This window comes from Ornithinibacillus jepli, assembly GCF_047228935.1.
In the GTDB taxonomy this organism is placed as follows: Bacteria; Bacillota; Bacilli; order Bacillales; family Amphibacillaceae; genus Ornithinibacillus.
Window position 1 is genome coordinate 426,277 of the sequence record NZ_JBFEGG010000001.1, and the last position, 24,673, is coordinate 450,949.

A 24,673-nucleotide genomic window follows, 5' to 3' on the forward strand; every position below is an offset into this window, starting at 1 on the left:
TGCTTGTTCTATATTAAAACTTAGGAGGAGTACCGAAAATGTCAGATAGAAGAGTAGTTGTGACAGGGCTTGGAGCGGTTACCCCAATCGGTAATGATGTAAAAACGATGTGGGCAAATCTTCAAGCTGGTAAATCGGGTATTGATTTTGTAACACAAGTTAATAAAGATGATTTTCCGGCTAAAGTTGCAGCAGAGGTTAAAGAGTTTGACCCTACTTTATATATGGATAAAAAAGATGCGCGTAAAATGGACCCATTTACGCAATTTGCAGTTGCTGCGTCTATGATGGCTTTAAAGGATGCAAAACTGGAGATTACAGATGAGAACGCTCATCGTGTAGGTGTTTGGATTGGTTCAGGAATTGGTGGAATGAAAACATATGAGGAACAATTCACGAAATTCATGGAAAAAGGACCTAAACGAGTAAGTCCGTTCTTTGTTCCTATGATGATTCCAGATATGGCTGCAGGGCAAGTATCGATTCAAACAGGAGCAAAAGGAATAAACTCTTGTTCCGTAACAGCTTGTGCTTCTGGTGCGAACTCTATCGGAGATGCCTTTAAAGCAGTACAACGTGGTGATGTAGACTATATTATCGCAGGTGGAACGGAAGCCCCAATAACGAATATGGCTTTTTCAGGATTTTCTGCTATGAAAGCATTATCCTCTAATGATGATCCAAAAACAGCTAGTCGTCCATTTGATAAAAATCGTGATGGTTTTGTAATGGGTGAAGGGGCAGGAATCTTAATACTTGAAACAATCGAATCTGCTTTAGAACGTGGTGCACATATATATGCAGAGATTGTAGGGTATGGTTCAACGGGTGATGCGTACCATATTACGGCTCCAGCTGAGCATGGTGAAGGTGCTGCTCGAGCAATACAACATGCTTTACGTGATGCTGGATTAAACCCAGAAGATGTGGATTATATTAATGCACATGGTACAAGCACTGATTTGAATGACAAGTTTGAAACAGAGGCAATTAAAACAGTATTTGGTGATCATGCTTATAAACTTGCAGTGTCATCAACAAAGTCGATGACGGGTCATCTTCTAGGAGCAGCAGGAGGAGTAGAAGCCGTTATTTCCGTTAAATCAATTGAGGACGGAATCATTCCAGCAACAATGAACTATGAAACTCCGGACCCAGACTGTGATTTAGATTACGTTCCTAATGAAGCAAGAAAACAAGATGTAAATGTAGTTGTAAGTAATTCGTTAGGTTTTGGCGGGCATAATGTATCTCTTATTTTTAAAAAATATCAAGCGTAGTATAAAGGACTGACTGAAATGGTCAGTCTTTTTATGTCTCATAAGGATGTTATGTTTTAATCCTTTCTATCCAGGAAGCTTACCCCTATAAGGCGACCAACTAAATTTCTATCTCCTCTATCTTTTCTATCATGTCTAACAATCCATTAGCATATAATCAAATATAATAATTGGACAAGCATGGGTGGTAAGAATATGGGATATATCTTCTTATTTTTAATAGGATTTGGACTAGCGGTTACAGGAGGCGTTACTCTCATTGCTTATATGAATTTTTTACCTGCAGGTATATCATGGTTGGAATATCTTCTATATGTGTCAGGACGAATTGAGTGTTATTTTTTGCCCGTGGGCTTAATTTTAATGACTTTATCTACCTATTCATTTCCAAACCGATCTTGATTCGATATTTTACCACTCTCTCGAATAAATTTTTAAATGATGGTCATAATGTATTTTAAAGCGAGTGTTCAAAAATTATGGCATAGATGGTAATTTTTTGAACATCCTCAAGGTGATTCATTCGGGAAGTGAGGGGTGTTGTATGTTATATTTACACGATGTTTGGGTGAACTGGTTTGAAGGAGAAGAAAACGGCTATAATGTATGTTATTTTCATGAATGGCGGAAAGATGACGGGATTGAATTACTTGATCAAGTGCCACTATTATACATAACAGAGTCTCTTTTTCAATACATTGAAAACGATATGCATGATTTGCCTCAAGGATTACTAGATGCTATTTATAAACGGGCATATACAAGAAAAGGTCAAGAACGTTCTGTAGTAGATTATGCATGTATTGTAACGGATGGAAATGATATTTTAGCATTTGATACTATAGGATACCGTATTCCAATCCGAAAAAGCCGGTTAATTCCAAGACAGGAACAGCTTGTTTATGAAATGATAGAAAAAGCGAAGCCTCAAAGCTTTGGATATGATGATTCTACTTATGTAAAAGAATATCATATGCTCTCTATGTCTCCTGAACTTGTATTTGGTTTGACAAGAAGAGAAAGACAATTAAAGCAATTATTAATGATGGGATTAGATCAGCTTCGTACTTCTAATAATATTGAGGAGTTACGTTATTGGTTAACAGAATGGAACCCGAAAAAATATCCTGATATTCGTTATATGGATGAAGATGAAGTATGGCAGGCATTATATGATGGGGTAAGATTCGGTTGGAGCCTTGCTCATGAAGAACTCTGTGAGAAATTAATTAAAGGTCAGCCATTTCTAGAAAAGATGTGGGAACTCGAAAGTAATTATGCAGAGGGTACATCCAAACAAAAATCAAAAAATCAGTGAGATAGCCTCACTGATTTTTCTTTTTCACACGGCCAAGACCCATTGCTTTTTTAGCTTTTTGAATCGTTTTATTTGCTATAAGTGATGCTTTTTCTGCACCTTCATCTAAGATATAATCTAATTCAGCTGATTCTAAGATTTCATAATAGCGGTCTTGGATTGGTTTTAAAACTGCGATAACGGCATCGGCTACACCTTGTTTAAAGTCTCCGTACCCTCTACCATCATATTTTTGTTCAAGTTCATGAATAGACTCTCCAGAGAAAACAGAATGAATATCTAATAGATTAGATACACCTGGCTTATTTTCTTTGTCATATTTTACGATACCTTCTGAGTCTGTAACAGCACTTTTTATTTTCTTTTCAATTTGTTTTGGATCGTCCAACATAAAGATTGATGCTTTAACATTTTCATCAGATTTACTCATTTTTTTCGTTGGATTTTGTAATGACATAATACGAGCCCCAACTTTTGGTATACTGATTTCTGGAATGGTAAAGACATCTAAGAATCGATTATTAAAGCGCTGTGCTAAGTCTCGAGTAAGTTCTAAGTGCTGTTTTTGGTCATCGCCAACAGGTACAAGGTCAGCTTGATAAAGTAGAATATCAGCTGCCATTAAAGATGGGTAAGTGAAAAGTGCTGCAGATACCGCTTCTTTACCTTCTGATTTATCTTTAAATTGAGTCATCCTTTCTAATTCACCGATGTAGTTAATCGACTGCATCATCCAACCGAGCTGTGTGTGTGCTGGGACTTCAGATTGAATGAAAAGAATAGCCTTCTTCGGATCAATTCCAGCTGCCAAGTATAATGCTGCTAGAGAGCGAATGTTTTGGCGAAGTTTAATGCGATCCTGTGGTACAGTGATTGCATGCTCATCTACAATGCAAAAAAAGCAATTATGTGTATGCTGCAACTCCACAAATTGACTAATTGCACCAACATAATTTCCGATAGTTAATGAGCCACTTGGTTGAATTCCTGAAAATATTGTTTTCATGTTTCTTCACTCCTTATTTCTGAACAATAAAAAAAAGCCCATTCCAATCCCTTGTCGAAGGGACGAATGAACCGCGTTGCCACCCTAATTATCTTAAAACGTTTTAAGATCACTTCATTAATAATAAGCTCCAAAGTCCAATTCCTCTTTTACCTTGATGCTTGTTTCCACCTACCACAAGCTCTCTATAATCATTGGGTAAAAAGTACTGCGCCTTTTTCATAGCTAATGATATTCTAGTTTTTATTATTATATATAGTTTGGTTTGAAAATGCAAGATTAATGGAATGTAAGGGGAGAACAATAATTAGGATAGCGATAAAACCAACCTGTTTACTTAAAGAAACAACAAATAAATAGTCTACTCTTTTCCTTTTAAGCATACTATTTCAAGAAAGAATTCATGGAAGAAGGTGGACAGTATAAGGTGTAAATTAAAGATAATCATTTACATTCTAACGTTAACTGTTCTATTAATTGGTTGTTCTTCTCCATCCACTAAACAATTCCCACATAAACCAATCCAACTAATTGTTTCATATTCCCCAGGTGCTGCTACAGATACCCAGGCAAGAATTATAGCAAAATATGCTAAAGAATATTTAGGACAAGAGCTTGTTATTGTAAATAAGGCAGGGGGTGGTGGCCAAGTTGGCTGGAATTACTTTTCTTCAGTAGATCCAGACGGCTATATATTAGCGGCTTATAATCTTCCACATATTATAACTCAACCAATCGTTGGAGACACCAACTATGAGTTGGACACATTTGAACCAATTGTTAACTGGGGTAAGGATCCGACCGTTTTTGCTGTAAGAAGTGATAGTCCTATTCAGGATTTAGATGACTTGATTAATCAAGCAAAACAAAATCCAGACACTATCACTATAGGAAATGCAGGGAAATTCGTAGGCCAGCACATGGCGATTTTATTAATTGAACATGCTGCAGGTATTCAGGTAAAGGATATTCCTTACCAAGGTTCTTCAGAAGCAATAGCTTCTTCCTTACTTGGAGGACATACGGACGTTATTTCAGGTAATCTTTCTGATATGTACAGACTTGGAGATGATATAAGAATCTTAGCTATTGCTGAAGAAGAAAGGCATTCCTTTGTTCCAGATATCCCGACCTTTAAAGAGTTAGGGTATCCAGAAGTTATCATGAGTACAGATAGGGGAATTGCAGCAAGAGATGGAACTCCTCCTGAAATCATCTCGCAATTAGAAGAAATGTTTCTACAACTACTCGAAGATGAGGATTTTTTAAGTGAAATGGAAAAGGCAGGTTCTGACATGCTTGTCTTGAATCGTGAGGAAGTAATTAAGGAATTAGAGGAGCGGTATCAAGTATACGAAGAGCTCCTCCAATCAATTGAAATTGAATAAGATATTAGAGTGGGGGCGTTGCCCCCTACTTGTTAAAAAATTAGTAAAGAGGGGAAGCCACTTGGAATTGGAACCTGTAAAATCATATTAAAAATGACAAACATTCCGAGTGTAAAAGCGATTGATAGAAATAATATCTTATATAGCTGAATGGATTCTCTTTTTTGGAATTTAAAATACAATGGTACTGTAAACATTAATAGTAAGACTTGAATGTAAAATCCTGTGAAATTAGTTAAAAAACTAAAGAGGCAAATGAATAAAAGAACGATATAAAATGACCAATCTATCTTCGTACTTTTTTTCATTTTTGTATTTGTTTTTCCCTTTATCTGCAAAGAAAATTGAACTATACAAATTAGAAATAGTAGACAAAATATTATTTGCGGAAATATTCTTTGCTCAAATGAATCTGATGAAATAAAAAAGTAACCAATGATAGAACCTAAAACAGGTAAAATCCACCAAATCCCACGGGTGTGTGATTTAGATATTTCTTTTTCATGTGCCAGAACTGGCCGGTTTTTATAAAATTGGAAAATAGAAAAAAAGATTGTAACAAGTATGAAGCTGATTAATATAAGGTTCCAAGTGCCACTAAAAAAGAATAAAAGTACAGAGCCGTTTGCATGACCAACATGAAAGCCTTGTAACAAACCAACTTCTGCAATCGGTCCTAAAATGAATCCTAGTGCGATGGGAGCCGGAGAGAAACCGTATTTTTCAAGTATAAACATAGTAACTCCCAGTATGACCATAACATAGATGTCAGTTAGATTATTTTGTATAGCATAGGACCCAATAATACAAAAAGATATGATAATTGGAGCGAGGTAATAAACTGGAATGGTATTCAAAAAAGTAAAGTACCGAATACAACTTAACCCAATTAGTAACAATAAAAACTGGGCGAGAATCAATCCAAAGAAAAACAAGTATGCAGTAGACGCGTTTTCAACAAATAAACTCTTACCTGGCCAAATACCATGGATTAGTAATCCGCCAAGAAAGATAGCAGCTGTTGGTGAACCTGGGATTCCAAGTGTGAGTAAAGGAATTAGTGAACCACCAACCATTGCATTATTAGCACTTTCCGATGCAATGATTCCGTCTTTATTCCCTTTTCCAAATTCCTCTTTATCTTTACTAAACCGCTTAACCTCATTATAGGCTAATATACTAGCAATATTTCCGCCTGCTCCAGGAATGACTCCAACTATCCCACCAACAATACTACCTATAGTGATTGATTTTGGTTTTTTTATAATATCCGAGAAAGACTGTCTAATTGAAGACTTGGAGTAATATGAATTCATTTTTTCACTTTTTTGTTGTAGTCCCTCAATTAAACGCAAAGCCTGGGGAAAAGCGAAAAGACCAATTAACACGGAAACTACATGGAGACCACCAACCAATGAATCTATTCCAAATGTAAATCTTGTTAACCCCGTAAAAGAGCTAATTCCAATTAGCGAAATTAGGATTCCAACTGCTCCACCTACCAATTCTTTTGTTAAGGGACCTTTAGAAATTGCGGCTATTACTGAAATACCAAATACAGCTATCCAAAAATTTTCTGATGGTCCAAATTGTAAAGAGAAGTCTGCCAAAAAGGGGGATAAATATATTAACAAAAGCATTCCGAATAATCCACCAATAAAAGAAGAAATGGTTGCTAATTCGAGGGCTTTCCTAGCCTTTCCTTGCTTTGCCATTGGATAACCATCAAAGGTCGTTGCAACAGAAGCTGGAGCCCCTGGTACATTAAACATGATTGCTGGGATTGAGCCTCCATAAACACTGCCACAATAGATTCCACCTAAAAGCATAAGACCCTCTGCTGCACCTAAGGAAAAAGTAAAAGGGATACATAATGCAACCCCCATTGTAGGCGTTAAGCCTGGTATCCCACCTATAATAATCCCAAGTAGTACACCAAAGGTTAATATAAGTATATGCTGAAGTTCAATCAATTGAAGAAATTCCAAAATTTATCACCTACCTGACTCGTTCTCTGAGTAGGGTATTCATTATTTAATAGATATGTGCCTAGAAGTAAACGTTTTGTGCAACAAGATTTATACATTAATCGACATTTAAAAAAATAGATGCTAAGGTGTATTCAACCACCTTAGCATCTATTTTTTTACACTTGTGTTATTTCTAGATAGTATGTTTCAAGTATAAATTTAGCCTCCTAAATGTATTAAGAACTCTTTTTTTTCTCTTTATTCATTTTATGCAGTGTATGTTTTTTGCCCCATTCATGCATAGCTGCTAAGATTGGTCCTAAGCTTCTTCCATATTCTGTAATAGAATATTCAACCTTTGGAGGTACTTAGGGGTATACTACACGTTCAATGATGTCCTCATTTTCCAACTCTCTTAGCTGCTTTGTTAACATTTTCTGGGTAATCCCTGGTACATTTCGTTTTAATTCACTGAAACGTTGTGTACCTTTATCTAATAGATGTAATAAAATAATTGGTTTCCACTTACCAACTAATATCCCTAATGCATCGTTTACTTGACATTGATCTGGCTCAATTGTCATCATAAATCTCCTCCCTATAGTATCATTTTGGATACTATATTTCCTAAAAGTGCGTACTTGCACGTTTTGTTCTTATTGTCCATAATAGCATGTGATAATGGAAGATAAAAGATTGTTTTATTAATAAATGAGGAAAACTAATAATACTCTTATTTAATGAAGTTATTTAGGAAGGTGGAATACGGAATGGAAAACTATAGAATTGACCCAAGTAAAGGGCTTGAGTTTGGGATATATACTTTAGGTGATCATCTGCCAAATCCAATAACAGGTGAACGTATATCAGCTGAAGAAAGAGTACTCGAAATAATCGAGTATGCAAAGCTAGCGGATCAAGCAGGAATTGATTTTTTTAGTGTTGGGGAAAGTCATCAAGAATATTTTACTACACAGGCTCATTCGGTTGTTCTAGCTGCAATTGCTCAAGCTACAAAGAACATAAAGATCGCAAGTTCCTCCACAATCATTAGTACTTCGGATCCAGTTCGTGTTTATGAGGACTTTGCAACATTAGATTTAATTTCCAAAGGGCGTGCTGAAATTATTGCTGGTCGTGCATCTAGAGTTGGACTATTTGAATTGTTAGGATATAATCTCCGAGATTATGAAGAATTATTTGAGGAAAAATTTAATTTATTACTTCAAATAAATAAAGAAGAAGTGGTTAACTGGAGTGGAGAATATCGTGCTCCATTAAAAAATGCTAAAGTTCTTCCACGACCGAAAGAAGGTAAAATGCCTATTTGGCGTGCTGTAGGTGGTACGCCAGCAAGTGCAATGAAAGCAGGGTATGCAGGTGTGGGGATGTTTATGGCACATTTAGGTGGACCTGTCTCTGTATTTAAACGAACTATTGATGCATATCGCGAGGCAGCACAACTTGGTGGCCATAATCCGGATGAATTACCTGTTGCAACAGCTGGATTTTTCTATGCAGCAGAAACATCACAACAAGCGTTAAAAGATATGTATCCACATATTAATGAAGGTATGAAGAAAACAAATGGACAAGGCTTTGCTAAGCAGCTGTTTGCACAGAGTGTAGATACTAGAAGTATTATAAATGTGGGTAGTCCTCAACAGATTATTGAAAAAATCTTATATCAACATGAACAATTTGGACATCAGCGTTATATCGCTCAGATTGATTTTGGTGGTGTTCCCTTTGACCGTTTAATGAAAAATATTGAGTTGATTGGTAATGAAATTTTGCCAGCAATCAAAAAATATACAGCGAAGAAATAAGGTGGTTAAAATGAAAATTGTGGGATTGTCTGGTTCGATAATTGGCTCCAAAACAAAAACTGCTATGAATTATGCTATAAAGTCAGTTGCAAAAATATATCCAGATGCCGAAGTTGGATTAATTGACCTAGCTGATTATGATATCCAGTTTAGTGATGGAAGAAATTATTTAGAATATGATGGGGATACAGGATATGTAACAAAAGCAATTATGGAAGCTGACGCAATTATTATCGGAACACCAATTTTTCAAGCATCTATCCCAGCTACATTAAAGAACATTTTTGATTTGCTTCCTATTAACGCATTTCAAGACAAAGTGGTCAGCATAATTGTGACAGCAGGATCAGCAAAGCATTTTTTAATAGCCGAACAGCAGTTAAAACCTATATTAGCTTATATGAAAGCCAAAATGGTTCAATCTTATGTATTTATTGAGGAAAAAGATTTCTATCGAAGGGAAATTAAGGATGATGATGTTTTATTCCGTATTGATCGTTTAGTGGAGGATACAGTTATACTCACGAAAACTTATGCTAAAATTCGCGAAGAAAATGAAGCAATTTATGACTTTTAAGAACTTGGGGTGAAGAAAGTTAAGTAGGATCTATAATAGCGTAACTAAACATTAAAGAGCTAATCAATTGCTAGTGGCAATAATTAGCTCTTAAAACTGTATTTAGATTGGATACTCAATTAGGATACGAATATCATTCCCATAAGTGCGGAATGTACTAAAGTGCAGCTTTAATTACAATTCTAATATTCTAGGTTCTAACCCAGTTTTATTCATTAGCGCTATTTTTTCAGGACTAATTTCTAACACAATATAATTTGGGTCATTTGCGTTATCGAACCATTTCTCCATATTAGGACTCCATAGTTTTTTTTTCAACTCTAGAGAATCGGTTATATGGACTTTGCCTTCATATTCTACATAGTCATCCCCATAGCCGTCCCCTTCGTAGCCTAACAGGATATGGGTATAGGGATTCTTCTCTAACTCCTCTATTTTGTGTGTGTGTTTATCCGTTGCGGTATAAAGGTTAAGCCCATTAGGGGAAAATGTCATATATCTTGAATGTGGTTTATTGTGTTGGACAGTCGCCATAGTGCCTACAGAGCTATTATTCAGTATGTTTTCGATTGCAGATTTAATTTCTTGTTGTGTCATCAATTACACCCCTTTTCCGATTATATTACCATTATTCCATTTATCATTAAAAAATAGACATATTTATTTACTACATTGGTATGAATAATGAATTTATTGCAGATGATAATCATGACTATCATGGAGTAAATATGATGGCAAAAGATAGGCATAAATGGAGGTGAAATGGTTTGGAAACCATAAGAAGAGTTGCTTTAGCTCTTGTGATTATAGGTGCAATTAACTGGGGATTAATTGGACTATTCCAGTTCGATTTAGTTGCAACACTATTTGGCGGACAAGATGCATTATTATCTAGAATTGTTTATACTTTAGTCGGCCTCAGTGGTTTATATTGTCTAACTTTATTATTTGAACCGAGTAGGGAAGCAGATAATGTTAATAGAACTGGACGGTTGAATTATGGTACTGAATTTGGTGAAGAAGAAGATTTTACCAGTGTAAAACGAGAAGATAAAGATCTGTAAGTATAAAAGCCATACATTATTAGTGTATGGTTTTTACTTTAGGTCTTTCATTGTCAATTTTAGTAAACAAAAAAGAACATATAGTCCCATATAAGCAGACACTATTAAAAATAAGGGATTAAGAAAGATAGCGTGGATAGAGGTCATGAATACTTTGTTATCAACTATCACTTGATAAACAGCTAAAGAGGCTATTATTCCAAAAATCATACTGGATAGGATTGCCAGGATATTGAAAATTAATTGGAATTTATTCCACGACATAACTAGTAAATACATGATAAAGGGGCCAATTATAACCCCAATTATTAATAGGATTTTCACAAACAATTCCTCCTACGGATTGATATTTTTATTAGTATGTACGTTATTCACAAAGATAACTATCCTACAATTGAATAAGTATGAATTACTATTCATTATGTGATATTCTAAAAATAAAAATAGAACTTCTAGGGTGATGGAGAATTGATTAAAACTACTGCATATAGTGGTAAACAAAATAATGTTCATTTTATAAATGGTTATGTGTCTTTAGCAGGAGTTACTTTAAATGCTTATTCCTTTAGTGTAGATGGTCTGTTAATTGATACGGGCGCTCCAAGATTGCTAAAGTTATTTAAGCCGTTCTTTGAGGAAGCTGAATTTGATCAGGTTGTAATTACTCATGCTCATGAGGATCATATTGGCGGGGCGGCATTTCTTCAAAAGAAATTCAAGGTGCCCATTTTGATGAATGAATTGACAGTAGCAGAATCTAATAAAAAAGCGAAATATCCACTGTATCGACAAGTTTTTTGGGGAAGAAGAGAACCTTTTCAGGCACAAGCGATTGGGAAAAGTTTATCTTCACGCAGTGCAGCCTGGGATGTAATAAAGACACCAGGGCATGCAAGAGATCATCTTTCCTTCTTAAATAAAGAAACCGGTCAGCTTTTCTCAGGTGATTTATTTGTCCAACCTAGAACAAACTTAATTTTACGTGATGAAAGTATTCCAATGATTATGGATTCAATCGAAAAGGTATTAACTTTTGATTTTCAAGAAGTATTTTGTTGTCATGCTGGATATGTAAAGGATGGTCGCAAAGCTCTTTCGAAGAAGTTGGATAATCTTAAAGAACTTCAAGAGAAGGTTCTTACTTTACGAAAACAAGGTTATCTAGAAAAAGAAATACAAGCTAAGTTATTTGCTAAAAAGTATCCAATAACCTATTTCTCTCTAGGAGAATGGGATTCTATTCATATGATTCGTTCCATATTGAATTCGTAAAAAATAAATGGGCTACCGATGCCCATTTTTTTATTGAGAAAAATTACTTTTAAAATTCTTTCATTCTGTGAAAATAGTAATCATTTCTATGAAAATATGTATAACAAATCGAGATTTGGAAATAATTACTACCATGATTATCTTCGTTTATGTTACGAAGACAAAAATTTAAAGAGGTGAAAGAATTTGAAAAAGTATGGTTTAGTTAGTTTAATAGGGGTGTTATTAGTTGTTGCATTAATCTTCCTATTTGTTTTTGACGGCCCAGAGGATGAAACAGATCAAGTACAAAATGATCAAGATGCTATTCAAGTATTTGAGGATTCTATTGAAGTGGTAGCATCTGAAGATGGAAATATTAATGCTAATAAATTGTTCATTCCTTGGACAATTAATAAAAATGCAGGGACCTTTTATTTAAGTCAGAGGGATGGAACTGTAGTAGAAATCGATGGTGATTTCGGGATAGTCGAAGTACAGAATGTTGATGTTTCAGAAGAGATACTTCATAAAGGGGAGTCCGGATTTTTAGGATTTACTTTAGCGCCAGATTTTGAAGATTCTAAGCGAGCTTTCGCGTTCTATACTTACGATAAGGATGGGGACATGGTAAATCGAATTGTCTCGCTTGTCTTAGATGAATCTACTTGGAAAGAAGAAGATGTTATCTTGGATAATATTCCTGGCGGAGAACTGAACAATGGTGGAAGGATTAAAATCGGACCAGATAATATGCTATATGCTACAACTGGTGACCTTGGTCAAGGAGAGTTAGCTCAAGACCTGGATAGTTTAGCGGGGAAAATCTTACGTATGGATCTTAATGGAGACGTACCTAGTGATAATCCATTTGAAGATTCCTATGTGTTTTCCTACGGTCATCGAAACTCGCAAGGATTAACTTGGGATGATCAAGGAAATCTATACAGTTCAGAGCATGGTGAAGATGGACATGATGAAATTAATTTAATTGAAGCAGGTAAAAACTATGGATGGCCGGTTATTCAAGGTGACGAAGAAAGAGAAGATATGGTAAGCCCAGTAGTTCATTCAGGTGACAGCACGTGGGCACCTTCTGGTATGGCATTTAATGATGGACAATTATATATTTCTTCTTTAGCTGGTAAGAAAATATTTACATTTGATCTTGCTACAGAAACAATAGCGGATTTTTATGATGAAGCGGGAAGACTTCGAGATGTATTTATTGAGGAAGATGCTTTATTTGTTATTACAAGTAACCATGATAATCGCGGTGAACCTACAGATAAAGATGATCGTTTAATTCATCTTCCATTAGCCGAAAAAACATCAAATTAATAAAAAGATGGTTCTAGAGGAATTACCCTCTTTAGAACCATCTTTTGTTTATTTGTTCATAAGTGTTTTCAGATATTCTTTTACAGCTTCAATTTGTTCCTCAGATAATGTTCCTTCAAATGGAGGCATTCCAGCACCGCCATGTTTTATCTGTTCAATTAGTTCTTCTTCAGACATTGTTGAGTTTTCCAAATTAGGTCCATTATGTCCGCCAACACCCTTGGCTCCGTGACAAGATAAGCAGTTGTTTTCATAAATCTTTAGTCCCTGCTCCGCAACTTCGCCACCTTCTTCTGCGTCAGTAGGACCTTCACTAGTTTCATTATCCGTATCTTTCGCCTCTGGAGATTTTTTAATCGCATCTTCTGGAACGTCCTCTAATGAAGCATATTCTCCTTCTAAGGAGAAGGTGTAAATTTTGTCACCGTGGGTAGTTCCGCCTAAAGAGTTACCAGCAGAGAAAATAGAGACATATTGCTTTCCATCTACAGAATAGGTCATTGGTGGTGCATTTGCTCCAGCGTCAGTCATAAACTCCCACAATTGTTCACCTGAAGTTGCATTGTAGGCAATAATGCGACCATCGTTATGACCAGTAAATAGTAAATTCCCTTTAGTCGTTAATAATCCACTCCAGGCAATTGTATCCCATTCTTTCTGCCATGCAATAGTATTGGTCTTAACATCAACAGCTGTAATATACCCACGTACGGGTCCGCCTTCTACTGGCTGCCAGATACTTCCAATCCATTCTTTTCCTTCTTCGAATTCATTTGCCTCATCTCCTTCATTATGAGCATAGGCAAAATAGTTACTATTAACTTGCACGTAATACAACTCAGTATTTGGATTATATGCTGATGGTGGCCAGTTACCGCCACCTTGAGGAGAAGGTGTAATCGTTACTGGTTCATCCCAGAACGGTGTAAATAAATCACCTACTACACCATCAAAGTCTTCTCCTAAATCTCGTTTAATATCTTCTTCTGTTATGGTTTGTTGCACTAGTGAATCTCCTACAGGAAAGGGTTGAGTCGGAGAAGTTTTTTGTCTTTCTTCCTGTGGTACAGGTCTTTCTTCCATTCCAATTAATGGTTCACCATTTGTTCTATCTAAAATATATACCCAACCAGTTTTACCTGTCTCAGCTATTGCGTTTCTCATTTCTCCATCAATTTCTACATCAAATAGCGTAACAGGGTTAGCGGGATCTAAATCCCATATATCATGATGTACCTGTTGGAAATGCCATTGGTATTCACCGGTATCCGCATCTAATGCAAGCATAGAATTTGCGTATAGATTATCTCCTTCACGATTACTACCATCTAAGTCAGGTGATGCGTTTCCAGTTGAAAAATAAACCATGTTTAATTCTGGATCTACTGCAGGCGTCTGCCAGATAGGTGCCCCACCTTTTATCCAGCTATCGTTATCATCTGGCCATGTTTCTGAACCTGGTTCTCCAGGTGCTGGAATCGTATATGTTCTCCAGACTTCACGACCTATATTGGCATCGTATGCTGCCATAAACCCTCGAATACCATATTCACCGCCAGCAATACCAGTGTATACTTTTCCGTCGTAATACAGTGGTGCACTTGTAATCGTATAGCCTTTCTCCCATTCAGCAACTTGGGTTTCCCAGACAAGTTTACCGGTTTTCTGATCTAATGCTACAAGTCTTGAATCCAATAGACCTACATAGACCTTTCCATCTCCTAATGCAACTCCACGACTAATCCACCCGCAACAAGCCGTGTCTAATCCATCTGCTAGCTGTGGTGTATATTCCCATATAATTTCTCCACTAGTCGCGTCAATTGCTTGTACAACATCAGCACCTGTGATATTAAACATGACACCATCATAAACAAGTGGAGTTGCTTCACCGGAATATTTAAACTCTAAACCAGATCCTAAGCTAGTTACCCATTCAAGCTTTAAATCGCCAATATTTGACGTATCAATTTGATCTAATGGGGAGTATCTTCTATTGTATAAATCTCCACCATTAGTAATCCAGTTATCACTTGGAGGTTCAGTTAAATCCTCAGCAGTAAACCTAGGTGCAACTTCTCTAGTATATTCGGAAAACTGGACTGAATGATGATCTTCCTTGGATTGTTGATTAGTTTCAGTTTGTTCCTGGTTTTCTCCTTCATCTTGTGTTTCTTCAGTAGTAGGAGGTTCAGCGTGTTCTTCATCATCACCCATGCTTTGAAAGGCAAAAAAGCCAACTACCGTGATGACTGCAACAGCTGCAATAACAATCCACAACTGTTTATCCATTTTTCTTCAGGCTCCTTTCTTAAGAAGTTATGGAATTGGTTCTTTAGTAATTTGCCCGTATATTTCTAAATTAACCTTTCATTGTGAATATCAATTTAAAAAGTTTAACGTCATGCATGCATTAGCTTGAGCATTTTTAAGAAGAAAATAACCAGAACATGAAATTAAAATTTAAAAATTGTCATTCGACATAAAATGAAACAAAATGACAAAAATCTCGTATTTGCCATTCAAAATCTAACATTTCTGTTTTATAATAGATTTAAAGGGTTGCAAACGAAAAGTTGTAGTATCAACTTCACGGGAGCATGCTCAACTAATTGTTTAGGAGATTGATAGAATGAAAAAAACACAGCTTAAGAGATTTATAATCCCATTTGTTCTCCTACTGATTATTTTACTTCCGTTTGCAATACCAGAGAAAAGTAGTGGGGACGAGGAATTATTTGCTCATAATCATTTGGAAAGACAAACTGTCATACAGTTAATTGAGAATAAGGTGGATATGAAGCGATTTGTATTTGACTCTGGATACAATTTCGAATATCCTGACGCAGTTCGAGGTATTTATGTAACTGGTCATTCGGCAGGTGGCAGTCGATTTAACACGTTGTTAGATTTAGTTAATAATTCTGATTTAAATGCGATGGTTATTGATATTAAAGATGATCATGGTTATATTACCTTCAAGCCGGATGAAGCGTCTCCTTATGCGGATATCGGCCAAAATTATATTAAAGATGCTCAAGAGATGATGAAAACTTTAGAAGAAAACCAAATTTATCCTATAGCAAGAATTGTAGTTTTTAAAGACAGTGTATTAGCGAAAAATAGACCAGATCTTTCCTTTGTAGATAACGGTTCAGTTTGGAAAAATAACCGTGGGGAATCATTTGTAAATCCATTTCAAAAAGAAGTCTGGGAATATAATGTTGAAATTGCCAAAATGGCAGCTGAAATGGGATTTCAAGAAATTCAGTTTGACTATGTACGATTCCCTGAAGGATTTGAACGTAGGGACGATGAATTGGTATACTCACAAGGTGAATATGCTGAAAGTGAACTAGATAGTATTCAACGTCGAGTCCAAGCGGTAACAGACTTTGTTGCATACGCTAAACAAGAACTAGAGCCTTACGATATTGATGTATCCGTTGATATCTTTGGTTATTCAGCAACCATTCCAGAAGCTCCAGGAATCGGTCAAAATTTCTCTAAAATATCAGCAAATGTGGATGTCATTTCATCTATGATTTATCCTAGTCATTGGACGAATAATTATTTTGGAATTCCACTACCTGATAGAGAGCCATACCGTTTAACTGATGAGTACGCTAAAGTAGAAAATGAAGTCCTATCTAAATTGGAACATCCGCCAGTATCAAGACCTTGGATTCAAGACTTTGAAGCGCCATGGATATACAGTGGTACAGGCATCCCTGTTACTCAATATGGTAAAAAAGAGGTAGAAGCACAAATAAAAGCATTACAAGATAATGGAATAAATGAGTATTTAATTTGGAATGCTGGTAACACATACACGGAAAATGTTGATTATACGCCATAATTTACGAAAAAAAGTGAAACTATAAATAAAAGTTTCGCTTTTTTTCGTTTAACTACACATACTTAACATATAAGGCATAAAAGGAGATTTAACATTATTTCCTCTTTCATTTATACTAACAACGTAGAAAAAACAAAGGAGTAGGTTTATGGATTGGTATGAGAAGTTAAGTAAGTATTTTCCTATTGAAGAAATGAAATCAAAAGCACATATGGAACTATTGTTAAAAGAAAAAGGGGACGTCTATCATAAAGATGAAGGACCATATCACGTCTTGATGTATGCTGAATTTGATACATTTATTTTCATTGATTATGTATGGGTTTCCGCGAAGTCAAGAGGACAAGGGATAGGGCATCAACTAATCGAGAAGTTAAAACAACACAATAAGCCGATAATTTTAGAAGTAGAGCCTGTTGATTACGAGGATACAGATACAGAAAAACGGCTTCATTTCTATAAGCGTGAAGGTTTTACCCATGCACAATCCATTGGTTATAATCGTCGGTCATTAGCTACTAATGAAGAAAACCCGATGGAAATACTTTATTGGTCTCCGAATGATGAGTCGGAAGAAGTAATATATGAACAGATGAGAAAAATGTATGAATCGATTCATACTTATAAAGATGAGGAGATTTATGGAAAGTCTTATCAGCCTGTTGATGAAGTGCTTACCTATGATGAAGGTAGAGAGTCGGAAGATATTTTAGCTGGATTAGAGAAGGATCAAATAAAATAATAACAAGCCTCTTCCAGTCAAGGGAGAGGCTTGTTAGTTTAAAAATATGAATCATCCTATCGTTTTACCTTCTGAGTTCCCCACTGGGATGCTGTTTAATCGGTCTGCAAGTGCTAGACCAACGCTAGGTGATTCTAAATCATCATTAGTTAATAATGTGTCCTTGAAGTCATAAGCATTGGAACCATGCTCAGCGAAGTCAAGACCATTAATTTCTTCTTCCTCGGAAACGCGAATTGGCGATATTTTGTTTAAAATATAAGTAAATCCGCCAATTGTAATGCTTACCCATACAATAACAGCAAGTACGCCAATCGCTTGAATGCCAAGCTGGGCTATACCATTCCCATAAAATAACCCTGTTGAAGTAGAGAATAACCCAACCGCCAATGTTCCCCAAATACCTAGTAGTCCGTGAACAGTAATTGCTCCAACGGGATCGTCAACTTTTAATTTAGCATCGAAGAAACGGATGCCTTCCACTAAAATTACACCTGAAATTAGACCGACAATAATGGACCCACCAAGTGATATCTCAGCACAACCAGCTGTAATCCCTACTAATCCAGCTAGAACACCATTTAACGATAGAGAAGCATCTACTTTTTTATATCTAAATTTAGTGTATAGTGCACTTGCTACTAATGCAGCAGAGGTAGATAATAATGTAGTACCGATTACCATAGGTACTAAGGTTGGATCTGCTGCTAATGTACTACCACCATTGAATCCGAACCAACCAAGCCATAGAATAAAGACACCGAGTGCTCCAAGTGGTATATTATGACCAGGTATAACATTTACCTTCTTCCCTGAATATTTACCTAGTCGAGGTCCTAAAATAAGAACTACCATTAATGCGCCTACAGCACCTGTTAAGTGAACAACGGTCGATCCAGCAAAATCACTAAATCCAATGGTAGTTAACCAGCCATCTCCTTGCCATACCCAATGTCCAACTACAGGGTAAACAATGGCTGTCATAGCAACGACTATTAAAACATAACTTCCAAGTTTAATCCTTTCTGCCACTGCACCAGACATAATTGTTGCACACGTTGCAATAAACATTGCTTGGAAGACGAAGAAACCAATGTCTTCTACACCACTTAGTAAAAAGCCATCCGAACCAATAAACGAGCCAAAAGAACTTCCAAACATTACCCCATAGCCAACAATATAGAATAAAATTGCTGAAACACTAATGGTTATAAAATTTTTCATTAAAATATTTAACGTATTTTTAGACCTTGTAAAACCGGATTCGACCATAGCGAATCCTGCGTGCATAAAGAATACTAAAACCGCTCCTAACATCACCCATACAAGGTTAATGGCTAACTCTAATTCTTCAATACTCATTCATTCTCCTCCTTAAGTAATATAAAAAGAAAATTTACAAGATAGCTTGTGCTCCGCGTTCCTTTGTTCTAATTCTAATTACTTCTTCGATAGGGTGTATGAAAATCTTCCCATCTCCGATTTCTCCCGTACTACATGTTTCAATAATAATGTCTACAATTTCATCTACTTGGCTATCATCTACAATTGTTTCTACTTTTAATTTTGGTAACAATTGTAATTTAAACGTATTTCCTCGAAATAAGCCTGTTTGGCCTTTTTGTTTACCGGTACCGGCAGCTTCTGTAATAGTTAGCCCTCCAATCCCTACTTCAGTCAAGCTATTGCGTAAATCTTGAAACTTTTCAGGACGAATAATGGCTTCTATTTTCTTCATTTTACCCCTCCTAATGTTAGGTTTTGTGACATAAAGTATAATTTATTATAATAATAAGGGTAATTTTCAAAAAAATCAAGAATTATTTATGGTTTTATTTTAATTATTGTAAGGAAACCTAACATTAGTATATTAACCTTAAGGACTGGGACTAAGGTATTGTATTTGGAAAATTTAAGACTAAATGTAATTTTTTTGTGAACGATTGATATTTCTATAAATAATCTATCTATTACTTGACAAATGGTGTATAATTATACATATAGGTTATTTAAAGTAATTTTTAATTAATAACCGATTAAAGTTTACGTTTATGTAAACAGTTATGAGGAGTGAAGTATCATGGTAACACTTTATACCTCACCTAGTTGTACATCTTGTAGAAAAGCAAAAGCTTGGTTAAAGGATAACAATATTCCTTTTAAAGAGCGTAATATTTTCTCTGAAGCTTTAAGTTTGGATGAAATAAAAGAAATTCTCCGAATGACAGAAGATGGTACGGAAGAGATCATCTCGACGCGTTCTAAAGTCTTTCAAAGTCTAGATGTGAATATTGAACAGCTTTCTTTAAAGGAATTATTTGATTTAATTCAAAAAAATCCTGGCTTGCTTAGAAGGCCGATTATTATAGATGAAAAAAGGCTACAAATTGGCTATAATGATGATGAGATTCGTAGGTTTTTACCTAGAACTGTACGAACTTTTCAATTACAAGAAGCTAGAAGAATGGTTAATTAGAATTTCTTAATTTAAAAAGAAAAAGCGCAGATTCTTTACTTGGATCTGCGCTTTTGATATCTTATTTTAAGATGACAAAATTGAAAAAATAAGTTAAAATATTATTTTAAATAATTATATATGGGCATATTAATTTTCAAATTGCAATATGCTAACATACAATATAAATAAGATAGATTCTTTTTTCGATAGATAAGGTTAAGACTTGCTCTACCTATTTAAAAAAGAAGGGAGAGAATTACATGGAAATCGAAAGAATTAATGAGAACACGGTAAAATTCTTTATCTCTTATGTAGATATTGAAGATCGTGGATTTCATCGGGAAGAAATTTGGTACAATCGTGAACGCAGTGAACAATTATTTTGGCAAATGATGGACGAGGTAAATTATCAAGAAGACTTTCATGTAGATGGCCCTTTATGGATCCAAGTTCATGCTCTTGAAAAAGGTTTAGAAATTGTCGTTACAAAAGCTCAGCTTTCTAAAAACGGAGATAATTTAGAATTTCCAATTGATGAAGATGGCTCTACTATAGATATTCCTGTAGATGAAAAGGTCGAATCTTTCTTAGAGGAAAAATTCGGTAAAAGTGAAAATGATGAATTAGCCGATGACTTTGTAGAAGAAAATCTTTGGATTATTGCAGGATTTAATGACTTCGAGGACGTTATTCAACTTAGTCACCATTTCCAAAATGATACTGGAAGTGAAGAAGAAACTTTATATTACTATAATGGTAAATATTATTTGTATATGGAATTCTCACAAGATGTATTAGATGAACAAACCCAAGAAGATATTATTTCACGCGTATTTGAGTATGGCGATGATTCCAATATTACCATTCATGTGTTAGAAGAATACGGTAAGAAAATTTTTGAAATGAATACTTTTGCTGATATTCGTGCACATTTCCCTGCAAACATTTAGGATACCTTTAAAAAGGTATCTTTATTTTTTTGCAGGATTTTTCGTACCTCTATCGAATTAATAGGGTGGAGGTGGTTTTTTTGCTACAAGCAAAAGTAAATAATGATAAGCTAATCACATTGTTTCAGTATTCCAAAGAGGAAATTGAGAAATTGAGAGCGAACTATCACTTTTACTGCCCAGCCTGTGAGCAAAAAGTAATTGTGAAAGCAGGAACAAAAATGATTCCACATTTTGCGCATCACAGTACTGCTAGTTGCCAAATAAATGAAGGAGGAGAGGGAAGTTATCACGAAAAAGGGAAATTATTACTATATCAATGGCTTAAAAAACAAGGCTTAGATGTCACCTTAGAGAGATATTTTCCAACTATTAAGCAACGTGCTGATTTGTATATCCGAATAAAACTAAAACAAATTGCAATTGAATATCAATGTGCTAAAATTCCTATAGAAGAGGTCTTAAAGCGAACAAGAGGTTATTTACAAGAGGGAATTCAACCAATATGGATATTAGGTGCAAATCAGTTTTATCGAATTGGGAGCCATGCTTTAAAAGTAGACCAATTTATTCTTCATTTTCTTCAACAATATAACCACAACGAACTACCACTGCTTTTTTTCTTTGACCCACGTTCTAACAGTTTTATAACCGCAGCAAATCTCATTCTTACCCATTCTCATCGCGCAATCGGAAATTTTACTATAAGAAAACTAAATTCTATCAAGTTTATGGATATATTTAATACCCCTTCTTTTTTTAGTCAGTTTCTTTTACAAGAATGGAAAAAGGTGAAATATAATTTTAGAATATACAATCCAAAGAAACTATATGGGAAAACATTACTTTGGTATAAGTGGCTTTATTTTAAAGGTTTGCATAAGGACTATTTACCTTCTGAAGTGTATCTACCAGTACAAACACAATATCAAATGAATACACCACCTTGGGATTGGCAAAGTAGGATTTGTATAGAGGTTATTGATCCGATTCCCATAGGTGGAACCTTTTCCCTTCAGACATGTTACCATCAATTGCAAAAAAACATTTCTAATATCCCTTTCCCGCTAATATCCAACCGAAAGGACCCTATTCTTGAATACCTTCAATTACTTTGTTGTTTAACATTAATTAACCAAGTCTCTAAAAATGTTTTCAAAAAATGTAAGGATATTAAGTATTATTCTCATATAGAAGATGCTATTAAAGGTGATGAACAATTTTTGAAGGAACTTTTGCACATTTTTAAGTCAAAATACGAGCATGATTCATAATTGATTCGTTATACTAAATAATATAGTTATTCAGTAGGAATAGTTAAATTTTTACCGAATTACTATACGTAAAGATGTAAAGGAGGAAGATTAATGGCAAAGGCGACAAAAGAGCTTCAATCAAGAAATGAAGTACCTGTTGAAAGAACATGGAGATTAGAGGATATCTTTGCAAACGACAATGAGTGGGAAAAAGAACTAAACAGTTTAAAGAGCGATATTCCTCAAATTGAAGCATATAAAGGGAAAGTGGCTGACTCTGCAGACTCTTTATATACCGTTCTGAAGCTCCAGGATGAATTGTCAGAAAGATTAGGAAAATTATTTACATATGCACATATGCGCTATGATCAGGACACGACAAACTCTTTCTACCAGGCAGTAAATGCTAAAGCTGAAAATGTATTAACTTTAGCACAAAGCTCTATGAGTTATTTAGTACCTGAGATTTTAAAAATGGATGAAGCAACAATTAAGGGCTATCTTGAAGAAAAAGAAGAGTTAAAACTTTATGAGCATGTTTTAAACGAAATTATAAGACAACGTAAACATGTTTTAAGTGAAACAGAGGAAGCGCTATTAGCAGAGGCTTCAGAAGCATTATCTACCGGATCTCAAACATTTAGCATGTTAAATAATGCTGATTTAAAATTCCCAACTATTAAAAACGAAAATGGGGAAGAGGTAGACCTAACGCACGGCCGTTATGTAGGGTTCTTAGAATCTAAGGATCGACGCGTCCGTAAAGAGGCGTTCCAAGCAATGTATAGTACGTATGGTCAATTTAAAAATACATTTGCTTCTACATTAGGTGGAACGGTTAAAACACATAATTTCAATGCTAAGGTTCATCATTATGATTCAGCAAGACAAGCGGCTCTAGATAACAACAATATTCCAGAAACAGTTTATGATAACTTAGTAGAAGCAGTAAATGAGAGACTGCCTTTATTACATCGCTATGGGAGACTACGTAAAGAAGTTTTAGGCGTAGATGAAGTACATATGTATGATATGTATACACCATTAGTCCAAGATGTAGATATGAATATCCCTTATGAAAAAGCACAGGAATATGTAATAGAAAGTCTTAAACCTCTTGGTGAAGAATACTTAGCAGTAATTAAAGAAGGATTTGCTAATCGTTGGATTGATGTAGAAGAAAACAAGGGTAAAAGAAGTGGTGCATACTCTTCTGGAACTTATGGAACAAATCCATACATTCTATTGAACTGGCAAGATCGAGTAAATGATTTATTTACTTTAACACATGAGCTAGGTCACTCTGCACATAGCTATTTCACAAGAAAGTTCCAACCATATCGTTATGGTAACTACTCTATTTTTGTAGCAGAGGTCGCATCTACTGCTAATGAAGCATTATTAAACGATCATTTGTTAAATACTTTAGATGACGAAAAACAAAAACTTTATATTTTAAATCACTTCTTAGAAGGATTCCGTGGAACTGTTTTCCGTCAAACGATGTTTGCAGAGTTTGAGCATGAGATTCACAAACGTGCTCAAGAAGGAGAAGCACTAACAGCGGATTATTTAACGAAGATTTACTATGAACTTAATAAAAAATACTTTGGTGAGGATATAGTATCAGATGAAGAAATTGGTTTAGAATGGGCTAGAATCCCTCACTTCTATTACAACTATTATGTTTACCAATATGCAACTGGATACTCAGCAGCAACGGCATTAGCTAACAAAATCCTTTCTCAAGAAGAGGGAGCGGTAGAACGTTATCTTGATTTCTTAAAGTCTGGTAGCAGTGATTATCCAATTGAAGTATTGAAAAAAGCTGGTGTCGATATGACTTCTAAACAGCCAATTCTTGACGCATTAGATGTATTTGAAGAGAAGCTAACAGAGATGGAAAAATTATTACTAAACAAATAAGCGAGAAAGATGACCATTTTGTACTGCACCCCAAAAGTTAGAGTGAAATCTAACTTTTGGGGTGTATTTTTATGGCTAAATATAGGGAAGAATTCAAGCTAATGGTTGTTAGAGAGTATGGGGAAGGAAAGTTAGGGACCAAGTCTTTAGCTAATAAACATGGTATCAAATCATATACGGAGACTCCAGCGGGAGGAAAGGCATCGGTGAGACCCCGAGTATGCACCTGCGTCTGCTAGTAATGCTACGCAGCAGGTTTCCTCGGTGCAAGGCTACAGAGAAGATTATTCAAGTAGCAGCCTGGCTCACCAGCCCCCCGCGGCAAAGAAGACACAGCGAGGTTCTTTCGAGCTGATGTCGCACTTGTACTGTGAGGTGCAAAGAAGACACAGCGAGGTTCTTTCGAGCTGATGTCGCACTTGTGCTGGAAGTGAAAGCGCAGTATATTTCCAGTGCGT

21 protein-coding genes, 1 pseudogene and 1 other annotated feature are annotated in these 24,673 nt (G+C 35.5%); of the genes and pseudogenes, 15 read left to right on the top strand and 7 right to left on the bottom strand.

Annotated elements, in window-relative coordinates; genetic code table 11:
• Positions 1–38: 38 nt before the first annotated feature.
• From fabF to AB1K81_RS02210, 3 genes are all read left to right on the top strand, one after another.
• The gene (fabF, locus tag AB1K81_RS02200; protein WP_412975014.1) at positions 39–1,280 is read left to right on the top strand and encodes a beta-ketoacyl-ACP synthase II; all 1,242 of its coding nucleotides are present in this window, start codon (positions 39–41) and stop codon (positions 1,278–1,280) included.
• A 195-nt stretch (positions 1,281–1,475) separates the two neighbouring features.
• Complete coding sequence (locus AB1K81_RS02205; protein WP_412975015.1) at positions 1,476–1,682, top strand: YuzI family membrane protein; 207 nt, start codon at positions 1,476–1,478, stop codon at positions 1,680–1,682.
• Between the two features lie 142 nt (positions 1,683–1,824).
• Entirely contained in the window at positions 1,825–2,598 is a 774-nt protein-coding gene (locus AB1K81_RS02210) for a YjbA family protein (protein WP_412975016.1), read from the top strand.
• Positions 2,599–2,605: 7 nt separating this feature from the next.
• Here the strand turns inward: AB1K81_RS02210 and trpS are convergent, their stop codons facing one another.
• Positions 2,606–3,604: a tryptophan--tRNA ligase gene (gene trpS, locus AB1K81_RS02215; protein ID WP_412975017.1), complete on the bottom strand. Its 999-nt coding sequence runs from the start codon at positions 3,602–3,604 to the stop codon at positions 2,606–2,608.
• 55 nt (positions 3,605–3,659) lie between these two features.
• Positions 3,660–3,836 (bottom strand) — a binding site (T-box leader).
• Positions 3,837–4,017: 181 nt separating this feature from the next.
• Here trpS and AB1K81_RS02220 point away from each other — a divergent pair.
• Positions 4,018–4,992 carry a tripartite tricarboxylate transporter substrate binding protein gene (locus AB1K81_RS02220; RefSeq protein WP_412975018.1) on the top strand — a complete coding sequence of 325 codons (975 nt, stop codon included), beginning with the start codon at positions 4,018–4,020 and terminating at the stop codon, positions 4,990–4,992.
• A gap of 32 nt (positions 4,993–5,024) precedes the next feature.
• Here AB1K81_RS02220 and AB1K81_RS02225 read toward each other — a convergent pair whose 3' ends face one another.
• Positions 5,025–6,980 (bottom strand): tripartite tricarboxylate transporter permease, encoded by a 1,956-nt coding sequence (locus tag AB1K81_RS02225; protein WP_412975019.1) that lies wholly within the window; start codon positions 6,978–6,980, stop codon positions 5,025–5,027.
• Positions 6,981–7,198: 218 nt separating this feature from the next.
• Positions 7,199–7,546: pseudogene (locus AB1K81_RS02230) on the bottom strand (winged helix-turn-helix transcriptional regulator).
• A gap of 186 nt (positions 7,547–7,732) precedes the next feature.
• Here AB1K81_RS02230 and AB1K81_RS02235 point away from each other — a divergent pair.
• On the top strand, positions 7,733–8,791 hold the full coding sequence (locus tag AB1K81_RS02235) for an LLM class flavin-dependent oxidoreductase (protein ID WP_412975020.1): 1,059 nt from the start codon (positions 7,733–7,735) through the stop codon (positions 8,789–8,791).
• A gap of 10 nt (positions 8,792–8,801) precedes the next feature.
• Positions 8,802–9,368, top strand: coding sequence for an NADPH-dependent FMN reductase (locus tag AB1K81_RS02240; protein WP_412975021.1), 567 nt, complete (start codon positions 8,802–8,804; stop codon positions 9,366–9,368).
• A gap of 174 nt (positions 9,369–9,542) precedes the next feature.
• On the opposite strand, the gene AB1K81_RS02245 is transcribed toward AB1K81_RS02240, so the two are convergent.
• Positions 9,543–9,965: a pyridoxamine 5'-phosphate oxidase family protein gene (locus tag AB1K81_RS02245; RefSeq protein ID WP_412975022.1), complete on the bottom strand. Its 423-nt coding sequence runs from the start codon at positions 9,963–9,965 to the stop codon at positions 9,543–9,545.
• Positions 9,966–10,135: 170 nt separating this feature from the next.
• Here AB1K81_RS02245 and AB1K81_RS02250 point away from each other — a divergent pair, with 170 nt between their 5' ends.
• The 3 genes from AB1K81_RS02250 to AB1K81_RS02260 all read left to right on the top strand — a co-directional run bounded on the left by AB1K81_RS02250 (position 10,136) and on the right by AB1K81_RS02260 (position 13,024).
• A complete protein-coding gene (locus tag AB1K81_RS02250) occupies positions 10,136–10,432 on the top strand; it encodes a DUF378 domain-containing protein (protein WP_412975023.1) in 297 nt (98 codons plus the stop codon).
• A gap of 468 nt (positions 10,433–10,900) precedes the next feature.
• Entirely contained in the window at positions 10,901–11,704 is an 804-nt protein-coding gene (locus tag AB1K81_RS02255; RefSeq protein WP_412975024.1) for an MBL fold metallo-hydrolase, read from the top strand.
• A 186-nt stretch (positions 11,705–11,890) separates the two neighbouring features.
• Positions 11,891–13,024 carry a PQQ-dependent sugar dehydrogenase gene (locus AB1K81_RS02260; protein WP_412975025.1) on the top strand — a complete coding sequence of 378 codons (1,134 nt, stop codon included), beginning with the start codon at positions 11,891–11,893 and terminating at the stop codon, positions 13,022–13,024.
• 48 nt (positions 13,025–13,072) lie between these two features.
• Here AB1K81_RS02260 and AB1K81_RS02265 read toward each other — a convergent pair whose 3' ends face one another.
• The gene (locus tag AB1K81_RS02265; protein WP_412975026.1) at positions 13,073–15,316 is read right to left on the bottom strand and encodes an outer membrane protein assembly factor BamB family protein; all 2,244 of its coding nucleotides are present in this window, start codon (positions 15,314–15,316) and stop codon (positions 13,073–13,075) included.
• Positions 15,317–15,656: 340 nt separating this feature from the next.
• Here AB1K81_RS02265 and AB1K81_RS02270 point away from each other — a divergent pair, with 340 nt between their 5' ends.
• The gene (locus AB1K81_RS02270; RefSeq protein ID WP_412975027.1) at positions 15,657–16,883 is read left to right on the top strand and encodes a putative glycoside hydrolase; all 1,227 of its coding nucleotides are present in this window, start codon (positions 15,657–15,659) and stop codon (positions 16,881–16,883) included.
• Between the two features lie 148 nt (positions 16,884–17,031).
• Entirely contained in the window at positions 17,032–17,625 is a 594-nt protein-coding gene (locus AB1K81_RS02275; protein ID WP_412975028.1) for a GNAT family N-acetyltransferase, read from the top strand.
• Between the two features lie 51 nt (positions 17,626–17,676).
• Here the strand turns inward: AB1K81_RS02275 and AB1K81_RS02280 are convergent, their stop codons facing one another.
• Positions 17,677–18,987: an ammonium transporter gene (locus AB1K81_RS02280; protein WP_412975029.1), complete on the bottom strand. Its 1,311-nt coding sequence runs from the start codon at positions 18,985–18,987 to the stop codon at positions 17,677–17,679.
• Between the two features lie 34 nt (positions 18,988–19,021).
• Complete coding sequence (locus AB1K81_RS02285) at positions 19,022–19,363, bottom strand: P-II family nitrogen regulator (RefSeq protein ID WP_412975030.1); 342 nt, start codon at positions 19,361–19,363, stop codon at positions 19,022–19,024.
• Between the two features lie 342 nt (positions 19,364–19,705).
• Here AB1K81_RS02285 and spxA point away from each other — a divergent pair, with 342 nt between their 5' ends.
• The 4 genes from spxA to pepF all read left to right on the top strand — a co-directional run bounded on the left by spxA (position 19,706) and on the right by pepF (position 24,215).
• Complete coding sequence (gene spxA / locus AB1K81_RS02290) at positions 19,706–20,101, top strand: transcriptional regulator SpxA (protein WP_412975031.1); 396 nt, start codon at positions 19,706–19,708, stop codon at positions 20,099–20,101.
• Between the two features lie 242 nt (positions 20,102–20,343).
• The gene (gene mecA, locus AB1K81_RS02295) at positions 20,344–21,033 is read left to right on the top strand and encodes an adaptor protein MecA (protein WP_412975032.1); all 690 of its coding nucleotides are present in this window, start codon (positions 20,344–20,346) and stop codon (positions 21,031–21,033) included.
• 80 nt (positions 21,034–21,113) lie between these two features.
• Positions 21,114–22,307, top strand: coding sequence for a competence protein CoiA (locus tag AB1K81_RS02300; protein ID WP_412975033.1), 1,194 nt, complete (start codon positions 21,114–21,116; stop codon positions 22,305–22,307).
• Between the two features lie 93 nt (positions 22,308–22,400).
• Positions 22,401–24,215, top strand: a complete 1,815-nt coding sequence (gene pepF, locus AB1K81_RS02305; protein ID WP_412975034.1) for an oligoendopeptidase F — start codon at positions 22,401–22,403, stop codon at positions 24,213–24,215.
• The last annotated feature ends 458 nt before the right edge of the window (positions 24,216–24,673 follow it).

What these genes read in the sequence shown, in the direction of transcription:
- AB1K81_RS02265 (WP_412975026.1), bottom strand. Translation starts at nt 15,316, where the DNA reads ATGGATAAACAGTTGTGGATTGTTATTGCAGCTGTTGCAGTCATCACG.
- mecA (WP_412975032.1), top strand. Translation starts at nt 20,344, where the DNA reads ATGGAAATCGAAAGAATTAATGAGAACACGGTAAAATTCTTTATCTCT.
- AB1K81_RS02240 (WP_412975021.1), top strand. Translation starts at nt 8,802, where the DNA reads ATGAAAATTGTGGGATTGTCTGGTTCGATAATTGGCTCCAAAACAAAA.
- trpS (WP_412975017.1), bottom strand. Translation starts at nt 3,604, where the DNA reads ATGAAAACAATATTTTCAGGAATTCAACCAAGTGGCTCATTAACTATC.
- AB1K81_RS02210 (WP_412975016.1), top strand. Translation starts at nt 1,825, where the DNA reads ATGTTATATTTACACGATGTTTGGGTGAACTGGTTTGAAGGAGAAGAA.
- AB1K81_RS02275 (WP_412975028.1), top strand. Translation starts at nt 17,032, where the DNA reads ATGGATTGGTATGAGAAGTTAAGTAAGTATTTTCCTATTGAAGAAATG.
- AB1K81_RS02285 (WP_412975030.1), bottom strand. Translation starts at nt 19,363, where the DNA reads ATGAAGAAAATAGAAGCCATTATTCGTCCTGAAAAGTTTCAAGATTTA.
- AB1K81_RS02270 (WP_412975027.1), top strand. Translation starts at nt 15,657, where the DNA reads ATGAAAAAAACACAGCTTAAGAGATTTATAATCCCATTTGTTCTCCTA.
- AB1K81_RS02245 (WP_412975022.1), bottom strand. Translation starts at nt 9,965, where the DNA reads ATGACACAACAAGAAATTAAATCTGCAATCGAAAACATACTGAATAAT.
- AB1K81_RS02235 (WP_412975020.1), top strand. Translation starts at nt 7,733, where the DNA reads ATGGAAAACTATAGAATTGACCCAAGTAAAGGGCTTGAGTTTGGGATA.
- AB1K81_RS02280 (WP_412975029.1), bottom strand. Translation starts at nt 18,987, where the DNA reads ATGAGTATTGAAGAATTAGAGTTAGCCATTAACCTTGTATGGGTGATG.
- pepF (WP_412975034.1), top strand. Translation starts at nt 22,401, where the DNA reads ATGGCAAAGGCGACAAAAGAGCTTCAATCAAGAAATGAAGTACCTGTT.
- AB1K81_RS02205 (WP_412975015.1), top strand. Translation starts at nt 1,476, where the DNA reads ATGGGATATATCTTCTTATTTTTAATAGGATTTGGACTAGCGGTTACA.
- spxA (WP_412975031.1), top strand. Translation starts at nt 19,706, where the DNA reads ATGGTAACACTTTATACCTCACCTAGTTGTACATCTTGTAGAAAAGCA.
- fabF (WP_412975014.1), top strand. Translation starts at nt 39, where the DNA reads ATGTCAGATAGAAGAGTAGTTGTGACAGGGCTTGGAGCGGTTACCCCA.